General features: G+C 41.7%; 13 protein-coding genes and 1 tRNA gene. 6 read left to right on the top strand and 8 right to left on the bottom strand.

The window, feature by feature from the left end; genetic code table 11:
- Nucleotides 1-227 precede the first annotated feature (227 nt).
- The 5 genes from QFZ48_RS00695 to QFZ48_RS00675 form a co-directional block, all read right to left on the bottom strand.
- A complete protein-coding gene (locus QFZ48_RS00695; protein ID WP_429060654.1) occupies nucleotides 228-677 on the bottom strand; it encodes a hypothetical protein in 450 nt (149 codons plus the stop codon).
- A 4-nt stretch (nucleotides 678-681) separates the two neighbouring features.
- Nucleotides 682-5,037, bottom strand: coding sequence for a DUF6443 domain-containing protein (locus QFZ48_RS00690; protein WP_429060652.1), 4,356 nt, complete (start codon nucleotides 5,035-5,037; stop codon nucleotides 682-684).
- 51 nt (nucleotides 5,038-5,088) lie between these two features.
- Nucleotides 5,089-9,144: a DUF5977 domain-containing protein gene (locus QFZ48_RS00685; RefSeq protein ID WP_429060650.1), complete on the bottom strand. Its 4,056-nt coding sequence runs from the start codon at nucleotides 9,142-9,144 to the stop codon at nucleotides 5,089-5,091.
- A 136-nt stretch (nucleotides 9,145-9,280) separates the two neighbouring features.
- Nucleotides 9,281-9,658, bottom strand: coding sequence for a hypothetical protein (locus QFZ48_RS00680; RefSeq protein WP_429060648.1), 378 nt, complete (start codon nucleotides 9,656-9,658; stop codon nucleotides 9,281-9,283).
- Nucleotides 9,594-10,595 carry a hypothetical protein gene (locus tag QFZ48_RS00675; protein ID WP_429060647.1) on the bottom strand — a complete coding sequence of 334 codons (1,002 nt, stop codon included), beginning with the start codon at nucleotides 10,593-10,595 and terminating at the stop codon, nucleotides 9,594-9,596. Before QFZ48_RS00675 ends, QFZ48_RS00680 begins: the two co-directional genes overlap by 65 nt.
- Nucleotides 10,596-11,157: 562 nt before the next feature.
- On the opposite strand from QFZ48_RS00675, the gene QFZ48_RS00670 reads away from it, so the two are divergent.
- Nucleotides 11,158-11,625 (top strand): hypothetical protein, encoded by a 468-nt coding sequence (locus QFZ48_RS00670; protein ID WP_429060645.1) that lies wholly within the window; start codon nucleotides 11,158-11,160, stop codon nucleotides 11,623-11,625.
- Nucleotides 11,626-11,748: 123 nt separating this feature from the next.
- On the top strand, nucleotides 11,749-11,946 hold the full coding sequence (locus QFZ48_RS00665) for a hypothetical protein (protein WP_429060643.1): 198 nt from the start codon (nucleotides 11,749-11,751) through the stop codon (nucleotides 11,944-11,946).
- Between the two features lie 1,082 nt (nucleotides 11,947-13,028).
- Here QFZ48_RS00665 and QFZ48_RS00660 read toward each other — a convergent pair.
- The 3 genes from QFZ48_RS00660 to QFZ48_RS00650 form a co-directional block, all read right to left on the bottom strand.
- Entirely contained in the window at nucleotides 13,029-14,369 is a 1,341-nt protein-coding gene (locus QFZ48_RS00660; protein ID WP_429060641.1) for a tyrosine-type recombinase/integrase, read from the bottom strand.
- Nucleotides 14,370-14,976: 607 nt separating this feature from the next.
- Nucleotides 14,977-15,050 (bottom strand) — tRNA-Pro (locus tag QFZ48_RS00655).
- Nucleotides 15,051-15,094: 44 nt separating this feature from the next.
- Nucleotides 15,095-15,628 (bottom strand): class I SAM-dependent methyltransferase, encoded by a 534-nt coding sequence (locus QFZ48_RS00650; protein ID WP_429060639.1) that lies wholly within the window; start codon nucleotides 15,626-15,628, stop codon nucleotides 15,095-15,097.
- A 163-nt stretch (nucleotides 15,629-15,791) separates the two neighbouring features.
- Between QFZ48_RS00650 and QFZ48_RS00645 the strand changes: the two genes are divergently transcribed.
- From QFZ48_RS00645 to QFZ48_RS00630, 4 genes are read left to right on the top strand one after another with little or no spacing between them, the layout of a single operon-like run.
- On the top strand, nucleotides 15,792-16,082 hold the full coding sequence (locus QFZ48_RS00645) for a YHS domain-containing protein (RefSeq protein ID WP_429046521.1): 291 nt from the start codon (nucleotides 15,792-15,794) through the stop codon (nucleotides 16,080-16,082).
- Entirely contained in the window at nucleotides 16,082-16,705 is a 624-nt protein-coding gene (locus tag QFZ48_RS00640) for an SCO family protein (protein ID WP_429046523.1), read from the top strand. The genes QFZ48_RS00645 and QFZ48_RS00640 overlap by 1 nt, the downstream gene beginning before the upstream one ends.
- Nucleotides 16,702-17,073 carry a hypothetical protein gene (locus QFZ48_RS00635; RefSeq protein ID WP_429060637.1) on the top strand — a complete coding sequence of 124 codons (372 nt, stop codon included), beginning with the start codon at nucleotides 16,702-16,704 and terminating at the stop codon, nucleotides 17,071-17,073. The genes QFZ48_RS00640 and QFZ48_RS00635 overlap by 4 nt, the downstream gene beginning before the upstream one ends.
- A 35-nt stretch (nucleotides 17,074-17,108) precedes the next feature.
- The gene (locus QFZ48_RS00630; RefSeq protein ID WP_429046527.1) at nucleotides 17,109-17,978 is read left to right on the top strand and encodes an AraC family transcriptional regulator; all 870 of its coding nucleotides are present in this window, start codon (nucleotides 17,109-17,111) and stop codon (nucleotides 17,976-17,978) included.
- Nucleotide 17,979 lies beyond the last annotated feature (1 nt).

The raw sequence follows: 17,979 nt of genomic DNA, 5'->3' as shown, positions 1-17,979 counted from the left end.
AATAATATTTTATTCAGTCCAGCGATTTTTAGAGGCATAGAACGGAGTCCGTCAATCGCTGGGATAGAAGAACAGCAGCCGATCTTTGCAAAACTATTGCTGCTTAATCCTTGACGATGCAAGTGCCAACAAAATGAATGTGCCTGCGCCTCCATTTTGTTAGCACTTGATAAAGTTTGGATCTACAAATTAGCGGCCTGGCAGTGGAGGCCATTGTAATGTGCTTTTTAGTTCTCTTTATTCAATAAGTCAAGATTAAGAAGTAATCTCTGTATCAAAATTGTCAATTGTGTCACATCTTCTGACTCCCAACCTCGTCTATCTATTTCTTTAACTACTTCCTGACTTGTTTTGAGCAGGCTGTACCCAAATTTCCTTATATCGATGTAGTCTGTTCCATTGCTTCTTGAATTCCGAAATAATTCAACAACAGATTGATCTAATTTTTTTCTTATTACAAAAAAAAACGGACCATCAAAAAATGTTAACTTAGCTTCATTATTTCCCGATCCTAAAATTTGAATCATATTTTCAATCCAGGAATTGAGAACAGTTACAATGGCGTCATTCCAATTTTGCTCCGGGAAAAAATCATTGCCCACTTCTATTGAAATTATTCCGGTAATTACTTTTCGCTTCGATATTTCAAGCGATTTTCTATCAAAATTTATTTCCATAGCTTTAATATATTGGATAAGCAGTTTCGATCGTGTTTGTTACTTTGTTTAGCCACATTTCGATTTCTAAGCCGTCAAATCCTGTTCCTCTTAACAGTATTCTATCTCCTTGGGTCTGTAATTTTGTATGTACATTTCTATATGCGTTCCTAACAACCCTGCTAACATCTTTAGCATTCATCCATTCAGGAAACAATGTTTTTAAATTACTAATTCTATTTCCTCCTCTTATATGACCAGATGCAATATGATCTATATCAATAATGACTTTCTTCCAGCTTGGCAATATTTTCTTAAGGTGGCTAGCAGCTCCGCCTGTTCTGCCTGCAGCACGAAGGATTGAACTTCTAGTAACTCCACTGACAACTGCAGCGGTTGCAAGGCCTTCTAACCCCATTGTTGTAACACCTGTCACAACCGGTTCTACATAATCAGTTACAAATATAAAAGATTTATGCACTTTTCCTATTCCTCTGCGCCAGGCGGCCCCAGTTGTACTCGGATCTTCGTATTGCCGAACTGCGAAGCCGTCTTTTACTTCAATCTGCTGACTTTGCTGCAAATCTATCTGAGTTTGAATATCATATGATCTTTGCAAAGATTGAAGTCTCTGCAGTTCATACCTTTGACGCTGTTGTTGCCTTGCCACATAGTCTCCAATTTGATTGAAACCGTTGGTTTGAAACTGGATTCCGACTTCCAGAACCTTCTGAGTAGTGATATATGGAATCTTATGAGTAACAATATTTACAGCTCCATATCCCCAACCATATTGGCCATTAAATAGTCCCCAAATCGGAGGATCGTCGCCCAAGGGGTCGGATATGGAAATTGGGTTATTAAAATTGCTATTATAGGGACTGATGCCAGGATACTTTTCAGCTACAGGGTCCATCTGGTTCCATCGGCCAAGTTGTGGATCTAGTGTGCGGAAGAAGGCATCATATTGGTTTAAGCCAATTTCGTCGGTTTGTTCGATGCCGTTATAGTTAAAATTATTTGTTATGTATGGATTTTTCAGTGCCTTGGAACTGATGCCAGCCATTGTCAGACCAAAGGGATAATAATGAGTTTCTTCCAATAACGGCCCTGCATTATGATTAACTACGATGTTGTCAAAGTAAACATCCTGAATGCTTTCGTTTGTAGTGTATACATACAGAAAGCCAGTTTTTTTCATTATCATTAGGCTCGTAGCCAGCGTCTGTAGCTGATCAGGACTACCCTGTACCTGTCTGACACCACTGTTTTCATCCACCAAGTTCATTTGGTCATCAAACAGCACATAAGCTAGGTAGGCCTTAGGAAGAGTGGCAACATTTTGAGAAGGGTCCTTATCTCTAATGGCCTGGTAGTTGGCCGAAGTGAAATTGGATGCGATTGGCGATCCAGTTCCTGTCCCATTACCATGGGCGCCATCTGAAGGTCCAGTTCCAGTAGCAAAAGCCTGCAACAAAGCGGCCAGCATATTTGCGACAGTCGTACTAGAGGTACTTGCTGCAGCTGATTTATAAAAAGCCTTACTGCCTAATTGAATGGAATCTCCGGCCATAACCCGGAGTACGAGGGAGGGCCCAATTTTCTGGGAGCCGGCAGAGGCATTTAATTTAGCTACATAATCGTTTGGGTTAGTAGTTGCATCAACAGGATAGCCAGCGGGCTTGGCGGTTCTGCAACTATTAATATTCGCAAATAATGCATTCTCCTTAGCGGAGAAGGCCGTTTCCATTGTTGCTGCATAGGTGGCCTTCCCATATTGTTCAGTAAGGACCATCCGGATATTACCAATGTGATCAGCAATAAAATAGTCATATACATAAGTTGGAGCCTGCCCACTAGCATACAAAACACGTATCCGCCCCTCATCATGGTCAAAAGATACCAGGCTATCATTCTGATAAATAAATCCATCAACGTAATCTGTCGTAGTGACCGAACCAATTCCTGATAAGTCGGTAACTTTCTTCCGGAGCTTATTTCCAGCGGCATCGTATGTGTAGGCAATATATCCTTTACCCAATACAGTTAAGCTGTCTGGTACATTCAAATAAAGATTAGGTTTGATTGCCAGTAACCGGTTCATATCTGTGGTTAGGTTCCCAGCAGCATCATATACATAATCCTGGGTCTCATTATTATTGATCTCCTTAAAATCTCCTAGTCCTGATTGTGGATCATTTTGTCGATCTGTTACAAAATATAGCTGGTTGCTATTGGGCAGGTACGCATACTTAAGACTATCAACTACTGCAATGCTCAAGCCTTTCATTCCTTTTTGCAACAATCCACCAATGTTCCCATTGGCATCGTAGCTGAGGTTCCTCAAACTAAAATCCACTTTGTCTGAGGTCCAGGAGGTACTACCAGCATTTTGTTGGGAGAAGTCAGCAGCCAGAAGACGGCCGGATTTATCATAGGAGTAACCACTGGCTCTGGCTATGCCATCGCCCCTGCTTTTCCACTTTGCACCTGCAATAGTACCATTATACTGATTGACACTAAAGCCGAAATCAAATGCCAGTTCCTCGCCAAACCAATTCGAGCTACTGTTGGGTGTATTGACAAATGATTTATTGATTCCATTCAAATTTCCATTGATATTATAGTCGTAAGTCAGCGTTTCCTTTGGCACACTATTTATGACGCCGATTTTTCTGGTCCTAAGATTACCAATTTCATCATAGCTGTAGCTTCCGACAATTCTTTTGGAAGCTGGTAGATCGTTTAGCTGCATGCTGATCTCAATAACCTGTCCTCCGTCATCATATGAAATATTTGATAAAACTCGTGTTTCAGGAGTTACGGTGCTATGGGGATTTGTTTGCCGGATGTAAGTACTTAGGAGCTTTCCATTATAATCATATAAACTGGTAACCGTCTGCTTTCCACCATAAATATTGTCACTGATTAACTGAATTGGCCTTCCCCTGTCATTGTAATAAATGGTCTTTGTTATCCATTGGGTCGTTCCCAAAATCCTCGTCCGTTGGCCCGTAGGCAAACCCATAACCCGATGACTGACTCCGGTGAGAGGGTCGTCATAATAATTGGTCCCTTTTTGCGGCATCCCAAGATCAGTGGTCAATGCTGGCTGCACACCAGGAAAGGAATAGTTATCGTCATAATATTGAAAAGAGAGATCTGTCAGGTTGCCTGCAGGAATAAATGGGAAAGTACCGGGGGTGGTGGCGTTTACCGCTGTCTGTAGCGCATCCCTGTTTGTGGTGGCGGCGTAAGCGGCTATTCTGATAGATCTATTCAGATTGTCATAAAAATTGATCAGCCATTGTCCTTTGCTTTTTAATCCAGCATCACGCACAAGTACTGGCCTGTCGCGGGTATCATACACTGTTTCAGATGAATCGACACCAGGTAATTTTGTAACAATTACCCTGCCTTTTACATCATACCGGTAAATCGTACATAATCCTGAAAGAACACTTGTAATGGTCCAGCTTGGCATAATTTTCTCTACTGCAAGCGGGGGGATAATATACCGTAGGTTGCTTAATTCATCATATACGAAATAGGTACATAACCAACCTGTATGTGCAGCGATAGGCCCAGATGCAACTTGTGATTTTTTAAGTATCAGCTTGCCTTCCTTGTCGTAAAATTCCTGGTATTGAATACCATTTTCATCAATGGAAACTGATTTACCTAATAACCCTGGATCATATGTTTTTAGAGTTCTTGGAACCCCCGTTACCAAGTCCCAAATCCGAACAGAATCAGTGGCAGTGTTCACAAAAGGATACTGCTGGTTGGATTTCTGCCCTCCTTCATTCGCCCAGGTGTTGCCTGGGCGAAAACTTTTGATCAGCGGAGAAGAGGGAGTCTCCTCATATTTTTGCTGACCGTAAAAAATACTCTCTCCTGCGCCTGATGGGTTTAGTGCCGGATCTTGTGAAAAGGTTTGTTGACTTGAAAACGGACTATTTTTGAATTTTCCGTCATTCGTATTTCCGGTAGTCTGGACATATGGTAGGTAAATTACTGGCTGTCTCCCATACGCATCGAATGTCTGCGGGCTTACCAGATCCTTTCCAGACGTACTACCTCCTTTTACCACTGTTTGGAGGTTTCGGTTTATACCATCCGTGTAAGATGTAGTTTGTCTTACTTCCCGTACTGTGCGGGCAGTACCGGTCACATTAATAACATCGGTCGTAGGCATATTAGGCTCCCAGATCCTGACATAATTGATAACTGGATTCTGGTATGCTGCTGGGAGCGGCAACGGAGTTGCTGCCGGACGACCTCCGGAATTTGGTAATACAGGTGATTGCCCGGCAAGGTCACAGGTACTATTGCAAATGTATAGTAGTGGGATAATAAATTTCAGTCTTGAAAGTTTCATATAATTGGAGATTAACTAGGTTTAAATTAGGGCACCAGTAAACTTGACTTGCTAATTACAAGGCTCTTGGCCGGTATAGGTCTTTGGGCCATATGTACCGTCAGGAAATTTGTAACGATAGCCAATTTTGCACATGAAAGGATCTCCTGATATTGGTTCAGTGAAATATTCAATTACTCCCGTTACACAGTTGCCATTGATAACTTTTTTATCTACACCACTACAAATGCATTGGGTAGTTTGATTAATATAATTTTGCCCGTTCACCCTCATATCTTCCTGGGCCATTGCATTTACCGTTAAAGAGTCATCGCCAGTATATTTCCCCACAGGAATGTTATATACTCCTGTTCCAGGAGTAAAGCCTGAACCACATCCTTGTTTGGTAAAAGTCTGGGAAAGTGCAGCATTAGAGTAAGCCTTACCTCCGCATGTTTCGGGCTGTCCATAATAATTATAACAAATCCGTCTTATGATATTTCTATTTTGATCCCGTACAATACTCAACCTTCCAAGATAATCATACTCGTTAAAAACAGTATTTCCATTAACATCGGTCTGAGAGGTTAATCCTATCATCCAGTCATAGGTATAAGTGGAGATTACCGCATCGACTGGATATACCCTTACTTCATCGATGGCGTCACCGTCGGAAAGTACCATTCCATTAGAATATGGCTTAGCATTGAAATTCCATTTGCCATTCAAATAATATCGGTAATCCACTCTATAGCTTCTGGAATTGGGCATTGTAAAGGAAACCGAATAATCACCTTCTTTACATCCTTTGCCTGCATATGGCACTATTGTACCAATATAATTGCCTGATTCAAAATCCTCATAGAGGAATTCTGATGCAAATGACACAGTGGGATCGGTAAAATAAGAATAGGTAAAGTCACAATTTCCCGAATTGGTATATTTTTGTCCAGTTAGTGTGTAAGTTCCGGCAGGAAGTGTGGCATAGAAAACACTTTTGGGATAACTGATTTTAAGGGTGTTAAAATTATCTGATAGCCTTCCTGAGTTTACCACGTTGCATAAAGTTCCGCTATACGAAATCACAGGACTTCCACCAGACAGTGTATAGCTAAGCATCGAAGAAGAACCAGTTGGGGACGGGTCTAGCTGAAGAAATACTGTTCCTGCCTGTGCTAGGGTGAATGTGGCGGTTTTAACGGTGCCGTCGGTCAGTACCATTTTTGTATTTGTCACTGCTCCTTGTATTCCTGACCTTTCCACGTGAGCTGCATGAGCATTCGTAACTTTTGCTGTTATTTTCTGCCTTACATTGCCGAATTCATCGCCATTTCCCCACTGATAGCCAGTCTCCACAGTTGCAGGACTTGACAAATGAACAATATTGCCGGCGCCGTCATAGCTCATCATCTGCTGGTTCTTTATGAGTGCAGGGGTCCGGTTTAGCATACCTGAATTAAAGTTACCAGCTGCTGTTGCAGTAACTGGAACATCAGTTTCAAGGGATTGTATCTGTTCAACTTTAATATCCGGAGCATCTGTGAATTTGTATACAGAAAGGCTGGAACTTAACAATTTCTGGCCTGTGGGATTTAACTGCCATGTTTCCTGTGCCACTGGTAGTGAAATACAATTGGCATCCGTTAACGCTTTTAGCACCGGAAGGCTCGCACCATTATAGTCCTGGGGATAATAGGTTCTGGTTTGAATAGTGTCCCCCAGACTGTTAACTACGTTAACCCTTGCCGGCAAAAAGTTCGTTGAATTATTTAAGTACATTGTTAATGATTGCGAGAAGTTGCCAATGCTGTCATAATTTTTCTCAGAGATCGAGATCAGATCGGTTCGTCCAAACAGAGGTTTGTAGATTTCTGTATAAAATGTAGCACTTGGGCCATAAGCCGCCACAAAACTAAAGGGACACATTACCATCGTTCTGGGTTTCCATACCACATTACTATCTCCCACAGCAGAGGTTAACGGAGCATAGGTGTAAATCTTATCGGACATAGTTTTATTTCCTTTTGAGATTTCCTGCTCTCGCTTCATCAGGCCATATACCCATTGGAGGCACCTCGATTTTTGAGAATAGGGCTGGGCCTGAGTCGGTACCGCAATCGGAAAATCATCCGGTGAGGTAAATTCATAAACCATTTTCCCGATATTATTTACAGAGGTTCCTTCAAGAACTTCAACTCGCTTATAAAGGTGTGGTAATAGGTTATTTTTAGTACTATGTGTGCTTAACTCCTGGGTATTGGTTGCAGTATACACCTTTGTCGTTGGGGGTGGAGTAATAATATCCATTATTATAGCAACGACCATAGTAATAAACAATTGATTCATTATCATGCCTCCGACACCATTGGTATTGCCAATGGAATTAGCAGCATATAGATTAGGTACAACAGGAGACATGGCTACACTGAACAGAAGGTTTGCTGCCCTATAACCACCCGGAGAGGGAGGAATAACTATTAACGCATCCGATGCATCCTGATAAACAGGAACCTCGTATCCCCAACCTGAAGAGCCGCCGTCAGCATTTACATATCTATATTCCTTTACAATTTTCTTGGTGGTGTCCACCATATCATATAATGTAGTTCGCTTAACTCTGATTCCCCCGGACAATACGGTAGATCCATTTGATAGGGCAGTGTTGTTTTCATATTCATATTGAAGTTTGCCACCGGTAGGCAATTGAATAGTCTTTAGGGAACCAATCATGCTGGAGCCATTCGGGTCAACCTGCCTATAGTCAAGTTGGTAATTCGTGAGCATTTTAACGCTTGCAACCGCATTGGTTCCATTAGTGTAATCCAGATACAAAGACAAGGCATTTTCATAGCCCCAATGGTCACCACATTTCATGTTCCTTCCAGCCATTGTTACTGTACCGACTTTATTATAATAGGAGAAAGTATAGGGTGCGTCCGGAATGTTAAACTTTCCGGTTTTCTGAACTGACTTTAGGCTAAGTCTGGCAAACTTCAAATCTGCTGGGGTAAAAGTATAGTTAAATGGTTTAGTGGTATCCTTGAAGAAATATTCATATCCAAACTGATGGCCTGATATTATTTCATTGTTGTGCCTAACTATGATTTGTTTTAAAGGCTTTTCACCAGGTAAATCTACCATGTCGCTATCACTATAGACTAAGTTTACCTTGGTTCTATAGTCAGGAAAGGTGATTTCAGACAACCGCTTCTTGGTACCGGAGAATACATTGGCGATACTTTGACCGGCCAGACTGCCTTGTCCATCACCGACAGTATAAGTTAGCGCCCCTTCGTATCCAATGAGGTATTGAAGATTGTAGCTATCATATTTCAGATTAATTTTCTTGCCGGAGATTGGATCTTTAATTTCACTTAGGTACCAGGTGTTTTTTACAGCGTAGTCACTCACATCATAATTCGGTAGAGTTATTTTTAAGCCTAGTGCAGATACATACGTACCATTCTTATTATCAATCAAATTGGTAGTCTCGGATTCAGAAAATGTATATTGTATACCACTTTCATCAGTAATAATGAAGCTTCCGATGGTCGTAAGTACATTTGATTCGCCGGCTTCCATGTATTCGACTTTTTCGATTTTAAGTTTTGAGTTATCGAGAGGACGAATCGTGCCATTTCCCGATATCATAAAACTTCCTGATCTACCTCCAAATTGAAATTCAAATACATCTTGCTGTAAATCTTTCAATACATCAAGATCCGGCTGGTAATTGAAGCTAGTTTCAACCAAAGGAATAAACCCCGCCTTCTTGGGAATTGGTGCTCCTCGGTAGGAATTTGGTACTAAATACCCATCTCCTTGTCTTAGCCCCCCATATGTACCTCCAATCTGATCATCGGGAATGCCAATCGTCCGGCGTACAATCATACCACCGGCGATCAAATCCCAACCTAATCCCACCTTTGTTGGTATCTGATTAACCTTGATGCCACCTCCACCAGTATAATTCAGGGCAATGTTAAAGTTCAGGCGGTTGCCGTCGCTATAGTTAAAAAGCGGTAAGGAATAGCTGGCCCTTCCTGTTGGCAGGTCCACCTGGGCAGCAATGCGTGTTGAAAATAATAAAATCAATAATAGGAGAATGGGATAACATCTGTTGTTCATGGCAGTTATAATTTGGTATAGTTATTTAAATAATTGACTTTTCTTTAGAAGTTATACCCCAGTCTTACTTTTATGGGGTCTGTCCTTGGAACATGCTGGTGATACAAAAAGTCAAATAAGACCATCATATTTCCCTTTAGCTTACTGTTGATCGTGTATTTCTTACTGATACCACAAGCCCACTTTGTGTCCACTTTTGGTCGATTCCTTCAGGTAAGCCCGAGTAATCAGGTTGGTAGTTCTGTTCGTATCCACCGTTTAAGAAGAAGGTGCCTTTTAGTTTCCAGTCAATAAAGGAACGGATGCCCGTGCCCTGACCTGAAAAACGGATATTGTCAAAACCGGTCCCGAGTACCAGTTTGTAGGAGAGACCAAATCCAGCACTGCCATTCTTATGAAACTTATAGGCGGCCTGACCGGCAAGATCACCGGTTGTTGGGAAGAACCTGTTACTGCGCTGAAACTGGACATTGCTGCCGAATTCGAGCCTTTGAACAAATCGCTTTGCTTTCATTTGGGTTGAAGTCAGGCATTTCATCAGCATTGTTTAATGTGGAGAATTTATTCTTAAGCTCATCCATCTTTGAACGTGCTGCATCCATTTGCTGGCCCAAGACGCCGGCAGCATTTGGCCCACCTCCTGAAACCCGATTTTGTAGAAGTGTTTCAACCTGGCTTCGTGTTTGCAATCCTGCAATAGATTCAGCAGAAGCTGCGTCATTACCAAAATTGAACAAAGAGGCTAGTTGAGAGTTTTTTTCCAAGAAATCCTGGTAAGCGGGAACGTTCCCGATCATTTCAATTGCTTTGGCCTCTGCTTTCCGTTTATCCTTTAATGCCTCAAGAATTCCTTTCACCTGTTCGCTGTAATAGTAGGCTTGTTGCTTCAGTTGTTTGAGATTTTCAGCAAAGGCGACTTTGGCACCCAACCTGTCCAGAAGAAATTTTTTCCTTGCCTGTATGTAATTTTTGATTTTCTCGCTGTACTCAATCTTGCCTATTAGTTGGTGAATATTATCTGATCCGTAGTTTACCGTTTCAATTTGATTGCTTACTCCTTTGGCTTTGGAGTAGTTGTTTTTAAGGAAGGAAAAAGTTGTATTCAGGGTATCGAGATAGCTGTTATAGTCGATTCTGGAAATAGAACCATATAATTTCTCGTTCATTAGTTTAGAAAGTTGCTTCATCGAATCAATTGGGTTTGCAAACATCAAATTGGCGGCTACAGAGTCTGAATTATATAACTTATCCCTAATCCGTTTCTCCTGGACCAACCATTTGCGCAAGGCCTTTTCGGATTTACGATTTAATTGGGTTTGTATTCTGGAGACTTTTGTATTTATCTGTGAAATAGCCTTATTGGATATATTGAAACCCGAACTATCCTGTGCAGTACAGGATTTCACAGATAAAAACAACAGAAATAAAGTTAGGGAAATTAATATTTTCATAGAGGTTAGGATATTGGATGACACTGTTAAAATAATTAAATAAAAATTCACAATTCGTATACCCACCAGAGTGAGGTTTAAAGAATCCGTATAAGTACTGTCGCTTACCATTACGTATAGATACGGCAGATAGAAAAATTTAACATGCGATAAAAAATATATGTGATAAACATTGTATCCCCCTGCTTTCAATTCCACGACAAACACTGTTTAGTATCCAATCGTACATTCGTAATTTGCAGACCTTAAGGAGAATAAACCGAAGGCTGGAAATTTGGGGTCAGACTTCATTAACAAATTAAAGTCCACCAAACGCATTGTATATGCGTATTGACGTTTTGCCCTCTATAATAATATTCCGTGAATAAAATTGCGCAGCTTCAGATTTTATAACGGTTCTTTATGTTTAAAACAGCAACCTATTCAAGCAGCAACTTGGAGTAGCTCAGATGCAATGAAGCAACGGGGAGTAAAAAGGAAATATAAACTGTGATAGTAGGAAATAAAGGAAATCTTTGCCATTGAAATTAGTGATTATAATAAAACGAAGAAAACCGCGAAATTGAGAATGATAGTAGGCGGAAAGAATTTTGGGGATTATAAAAAATCTCAAGAAATTCAACCTTTTTTGGATGCAATGGAGTCAATCTTAACAGCAGGAGACGATTTGTATGATACTAGCTTTGCTACTGCAAGTCAACAGGAAATATTTTCAATGGTATTGGTTCTTGATGCTGAAGTGGGTGAATGGACTGATAGTGACTATGACCAGCTGGATAGGTATGAACGTTTTACATTCTTTTGTGGAGAGCAATTTTCCAATGTTAGTGCAGTTGTTTATAACAGAGAAGGCGTTTGTAATTTTATCTGGTCAATGAGTAATAATCTATCCATCCCCAAAATAGACAATTTAAAGAACCTTTATTCCGAAAGTATTCCGTTAAGTGTATTGGCTCTCACAATCAAGAGCTCGTACAGTTTATTAATCAATATTAATCCGATATTATCCAATAGAATAAAAAATCGATAAATCTCAGTGAATTAGTCAGGGCAAACAGCACCGTCATGGATAGTTGTTGAAAGAGGCAGATTTTGACAGTAGAAACTTGAAGGTTTAAGCCCTACCATGTTGGTAATTCAATCATGATTAAGTATGGCTGCCAACGTGGAGGCGGGCAGAGCCTCTGCGTCATTTGAATTAAAATCGTTACGATTTGGCATTAATGGTGATGTCCTTTCGGAAGCTATGGAAACTCAAGGCGGAGATTATAATGAAGATAATTTTGGAAAGTTAGAGGTAGAATTCAATTGTAAAAGCTATTATTTGAACTGGCAAAATGTAATAATATAGATAAGACTCTATCTTACACAAAGATAGATTATCGGAAAACGAAGTTTATTGAAGAAGCGTGAATTTCACATTATGACATTCAAGTGCCCAAGTGATCAGTTACCAGACAGAACGTTTTATTTTACTATAAAATTCCCTGCTGTAGCACGTTTATGTGCTTCCTCATATTCCTGGTCAGAATTCTTTGAGTATTTGAGAAGCCATCATATCTGTCAGTCTCTCTTCAGAGTGTTTCTCTGCTTTCCCTTTCGGGTCAGGGTTATCCTCATAGCTAACTTCTATTCGTCCTCCAATTATAGTAAAAACTGTATATGGAAGTTCCTCTTCCTTACGAAAAGCATAAGACAAGACCATGTCTTTTTTATTCGTAATTAACAAACCCAATCTGCCAGGCTGTTTAGCAAAAAAAGTTTATTGAAGAAAGCTAATCCCATGTTATGGCATTCAGGTGCCCAAGTGATCAGCTACCAGGTACGTTTTATGACAGGTAGTTACAATCTATAATTTACGAAGAATATTCTAATTATATAAATTTTAGGGAAGATATGGATCAAGAACAAGCCAAACAAACTGTGTCGAAAAATGGTCTGAATGATGTCACTGAAATTTTGACTCGTGAAACGAGTTTTTGAAACAAATTATACTGTCTACTCATGAATTATCAATGGTAAGTGTAAGATCAACTTCTGATCAAATAGCAGTACCTGTTTGTTTAATAATTACTATTACAATTCAATGCACTCTTAAAACAGTTAGAATCCAACAGCCCCATGTGATTCGGCCAGCTGAATTGCCGAATTGGGTATTTACTGTGGCTCTATTTTGATTTAAACTTTGCTAGATTTTTAATTACACTCATTAATTTTATTAATTAAATGAACGAGAGACCGTAGTCATTATCTTAATTAACACGGACCGGTCTCTTGTTGCTTTTTTTAGCTATTCACAGGTGCGTGTAGCGATGGAAAGCCGGTTTGAATCGGAGAATACTTTAGCCTATTTAGCTACAATGTAATTTATTCTATACGGTAATGATGATGTCTCGACTTTAGAAGGTATCTCCGTCTCTTCCGTCGGGAAGTCTACCGCTTCTGCAGACTGCCAATCATCGAGTTCGATCCTTGGGTTAGATTGAGTCTTGTGGCGGCAATAATTTCTTCCATGCTTACTTCCAGCAACTTTACGGCAGCCGGTTGATTCCGGTCAAGTCTTGCTTGCAAAATAGCCATGTCTTCTTTTACTTTTGCAGCGACAATTTTGGCATATACCTGGGTGGTGGAAATTTTTGCGTGGCCCATCATTTTGCTTACGCTTTCAATGGGTACATTCTTAGCAAGTGTTATATAGGTAGCAAACATGTGCCGGACATCATGGAACTGTAGCGGTCTGCTATAGCAGCGTGCAGTACTAATTATCTTTAATTCAGTATTGATCTTTGAGTTAGAGATATAAGGAAACAGCGCGTCCCGGTCAATAGACCGTTCATCTTCCCAATACTTTTTAATAATAGCAAGTGGTTGGTGTAGCAGGGGCACTAAAAAGTAGTTTTCGGATTTCAGGCGTTGGTTACTGATCCAGCGCTGGCCATCCATGCCTACAACCAGGTCAATCGGTTTCAGGGCCATAAGGTCACCATATGAAACGCCGGTATACACTGCGAAAATGAAAAAATCGCGTACCATCTGCTGCACACGGTCATTGAGCTTACAGGTTTCCAGATCTCCTAATTCAAATTCAGTAATGTATTTTCGTAGAAATTTTTTCTTTGGCGCCCGATATTTCTCGACACGGTTAACAGCGAGCTTCCCACTTTCTTGCGCCCAATTGACCATCCGTTTTACGCGCTCGATGTGCTTTGCCAGGCCGTTCTGCCCAGCCGGTCGGTGTGGTGTAATTGGGTTTTCGCGGATATAGGTTTTAAAGCCGGCCATGAAGGCATGGTCGATTTTTGACACACGTACATCGTTTGCAGGGTAGCGTTCCGCAATGTAACGATTAAGATAGCAATAGGTGGCGATGTAGTTTTTCCAGCTTCCCCATTCCATGTCTGGCTTTTGGTCCTTTTCATACTCCGTCATTAGGATTTTTAGGGTGTACGCAGCCTCGGGCTGGTTGATGCCAATGTATCTTTTTTTTACTGCATCAGCATTTAGCACATCGCCTTCTCGTTCAATTTCTTTATAAGCTTTCAAAACTAGTCCGGCTTCTGTTTCCAGCTCGGTGTTGAGCTGTCTCATTTCTTCGGTGATTAGTTTTGGGCGGCCTTTTCTACTGTTCCATAATTTTAATTCTACCGAATACTTTAAGGATACTTCTCTGGCTACCTTGTTAACGGTTAATTTCAAATAAACAGGTGCCACCCCATCTTTGCCTTTCTCAGCTCTGGCCTTGAAAGAAACGGCGAGTGTGTTTGGCTTCTCCATGTCATTTCATTTTTTAGTGTTTTAAAATCATACAGCACTTTTCTGGCACACATGGACACTTTAAAAATGAATCCACTGGTCTGAAATGGTATCATTTGATATCAATTTGAAAAACCTTAGTTAATTGATAATCAAATAGTTGAATCCATTCTGGGAACCGAAAATAAGGTATCTCCAGTTCCTGACCTAGTTCACCACTTAGTTCCTGAGCAAGTTGACATGAATTGATATAAAATGCCTTTAGTATTTTTTTCCGTCTTGATAGATTTGGTTGGTCTACCAGGAAAAAAATTACTGACAGCTAATACATTCATGGTCGCAAGATGCTTTATGGTTAAGGGTTTGCGGTGATCTGCACTAGTTTAAACTGGCCATAAGTGAATTGACTAACATGACTTGGAGAGATACTATTTTGAGGTCTGCTATGACTTGAAATACTTTGAAATAATTACTCGTAATTCAAATCCCGCTGAAAGTGGTTGACTGTAGAGGGTTTGCGCCGAAAAGGGCAGTCAGTTCACCACTTAGTTCCTGCGGAAATAGGCCCGTTTTTAAACAGAAAAGCATGAAATTCAATGCTTTGAATTTCATGCTTTGACAACCTTTGTCGGGATGACAGGATTCGAACCAGCGGCCTCTTCGTCCCGAACGAAGCGCGCTACCGGGCTGCGCTACATCCCGATGGGAATGTCTAAATTAAAAATATTTCCCTATCCAACAAATTTTCACACAAAAATTCTCCGGAACATCGCGGCATACATATGCCCGGATCCATACAGGGAAGGTCTTTCGTTTAACTTCACTGCAGATCTAAATCCCGCCTTATGAAACAATGCTTTTAAAGCATGAAATGGTACGGGATAAGGTACCCACGGATTGGCTTTTGTCGTTTCATATTCCACTATCAGAAAAAAACCGTCTCCCTGCAAGTGCGCACTTACCTTATCAATAAAGGCCGGTTTCCCGGATACATAGTGCAGGGAATTGGCCATTAGGATGCCGTCCAGCCCTGATACGGGTAAATCATCTTTCAAAAAATCCAGTTGCCCCGGTTGGATGGTAACATGTTGTGGATTGGGCTGGCCGGATAAGGATGGGAAGGTTTTATCCCAGGCATAAATAGTACTGCCTGTTTCCAGCAGGTTGGCCAGGGCATAGGTAAATAAGCCTGACCCGCATCCGAGATCCGCCCAAACCGTTTGAGCCCCGGCAATAACCGGGGGATGTTTTATCAGCGCGATAGCATCTCTTATATCCATAATTTATAAAGGTACAAGGAAGGGACCAGGTTAGTAAATTCTGTACTAAACTCACAACCTCTCATACCAGTTACCTTTTTTCTAAACTATTGTCCCGTTCATTTTATCCCTCCCTTTACTTTAATCCCTATTTTTGCGGCTGATAATGAAAAATAAAACAGGCATGAAGGCTTATATAGGATTATTTTTAATAGCTGCACTTGCCGCCTGCGGTGGCAATGCCGGCCATGAAAGCCAGCATCAGGGCGACTCTTCAATGGCAGTGGCCCCGGAGGAAGTGCAGTACGACACCGCGCTGGTGGCTAACCGGAGAGACCCCGTGTGCAGAATGCCCATCAAGGCAGGGATTTACGACACCGTCCATTACCAAGGTGCTGTTCTCGGATTTTGCTCCTCCGCCTGCAAAGACAGCTTCCTGTTAAAGCCCGCAGCTTACACCCTTGTCATGAAATAATGAAGAAGATACTCCTGATCACTTTACTGGTAGCCGGATGTGCATCGCCGGCGAAAAAGCTGCCCATACTGGGTGAGCCGGGGGTAACAGCGCGTCAGGATAACGGGAAAACAGTATACGACACCACGTACCCCGTTGTCCCGCCTTTTTCGTTTAGGGACCAGGACAGCCTCCCGGTAAATGAACAGTCATTTGAAGGGAAGATCTATGTGGCGGATTTTATCTTTTTATCCTGCCCGAACATATGCCCGAAGATGACCGTGGAGATGAAGAAGGTGTATAACACCTTTAAAGCAAACGACGGCATTTTTTTCCTGTCACACACCATTGACCCGGAAGACGATTCCATTCCCCGGCTGAAAGCATATGCCGCCAGCCTGGAAGTAACCAGCCCCAAATGGCGGTTTGTTACCGGTAGCCAGGATACCATTTACCGCCTCGCTGAAAAAGGATATTTTTCTACGGCGTATAAAGACAGCTCTGCCCCCGGGGGCTATGTGCACAGCGGCGGACTGCTGCTGGTGGATAAAGTCCGGCACATACGCGGGGTATATAACGGTACAGACCCACGGGAAACAACCCGGTTGATAAACGATATTAACATCTTACTAAAAGAAAATTGAAGAAAATACTATCCATATGGCTTCTGTGTATCGTGCTTTTACAAAGCACCGGTAACTGCTGGATAGTAGCCGCATTTTATCTTAACAGGAACTATATCGCCTCCGAACTTTGTATTAACCGGTTCGACCTCATCCCGGTTTGTAAAGGCGCCTGCTTCCTGGACAGGAAAATAAAAGAAAACGATAAACCCGAAAATACGGTCAATACACGACTGAAAGAAATTACCCTGTTTTGCCAGCAGTATGATTCTGCCCCGGCAAAACCTGTTTCTACTGAAAGCCTTATTACCTTTCGCGGCTATAAGTCGCCGTATTCCCCGCAAAGCCTCATCAGGCAGGTATTCCGGCCTCCCGCTGCTACAGCGTAATTTCTCCTGTTACGTTCACATCATTAAGCTACTACATGAGTATGAAATCCAGCGAAATAGCTGTGTTATCTGCTGACATGTTTGACACCGGTAATGATTTTTTCTGGATAGGCAGCCTTGGATGTATACCCGATAAGTACCCTTTGCTGGAACAGCCCCACAGGCAAATGTTCTACATGCTGCTGTGCATTGAAAGCGCACAGGGCACGGCGGTAATTGACGGCGCTGTTATCCGGCTGGATCATCCGAAAATCATTTGTGTAAAACCTGGCAGCATATGCAGCATACATATCAACCGTGCCGCCCGCGGTAACGTTATTTGCTTTACAGAAAGTTTTTTCTCCCTGAGATATAACAATAATGTACTGCTCAACTTTTCTTTCCTGAATAAGGAAAGCATTCACGAAATATGCCTGGAAGAAAACAAAACAGCAGAGTGGAACCAGATCACCCGGTTTATGCACCAGGAATTTTACGGCCGGCATAAAGGCGCCGATAATGTGCTGCGGTCGTATCTGAATATCCTGCTTTGTAACCTCGACCGCCACTTCAATCCCCCCACGGGGATAGAGCGGAAGCACAACAAAGAAGAAAAAATGCGTCAGTTCAAGCTGCTGCTCGAAGAGCATTTCGTGCAACATAAAACGCCTTCTTTTTATGCGGGGCAATTAAATATCACGACCAACTACCTGAATAAACTGTGCCGGGAATATAACGGGCTGTCCAGCGGAGAGCTGATCCGCAAAAGGATCACGCTGGAAGCCCAGCGCCTGTTGCATTACACCGGGTTGTCGGTGGCCGAAGTAGCCAAGGAACTTGCATTTGAAAGCGCTTCTTATTTCGTGACCTTCTTTGGTAAAAATGCCGGCATGACGCCCGAAAGCTTCAGGAAAAGTCACCGGTAAT

It is taken from the genome of Chitinophaga sp. W2I13 (assembly GCF_050434005.1).
GTDB lineage: Bacteria > Bacteroidota > Bacteroidia > Chitinophagales > Chitinophagaceae > Chitinophaga.
This window is presented reverse-complemented; position numbering and strand designations above follow the sequence as displayed.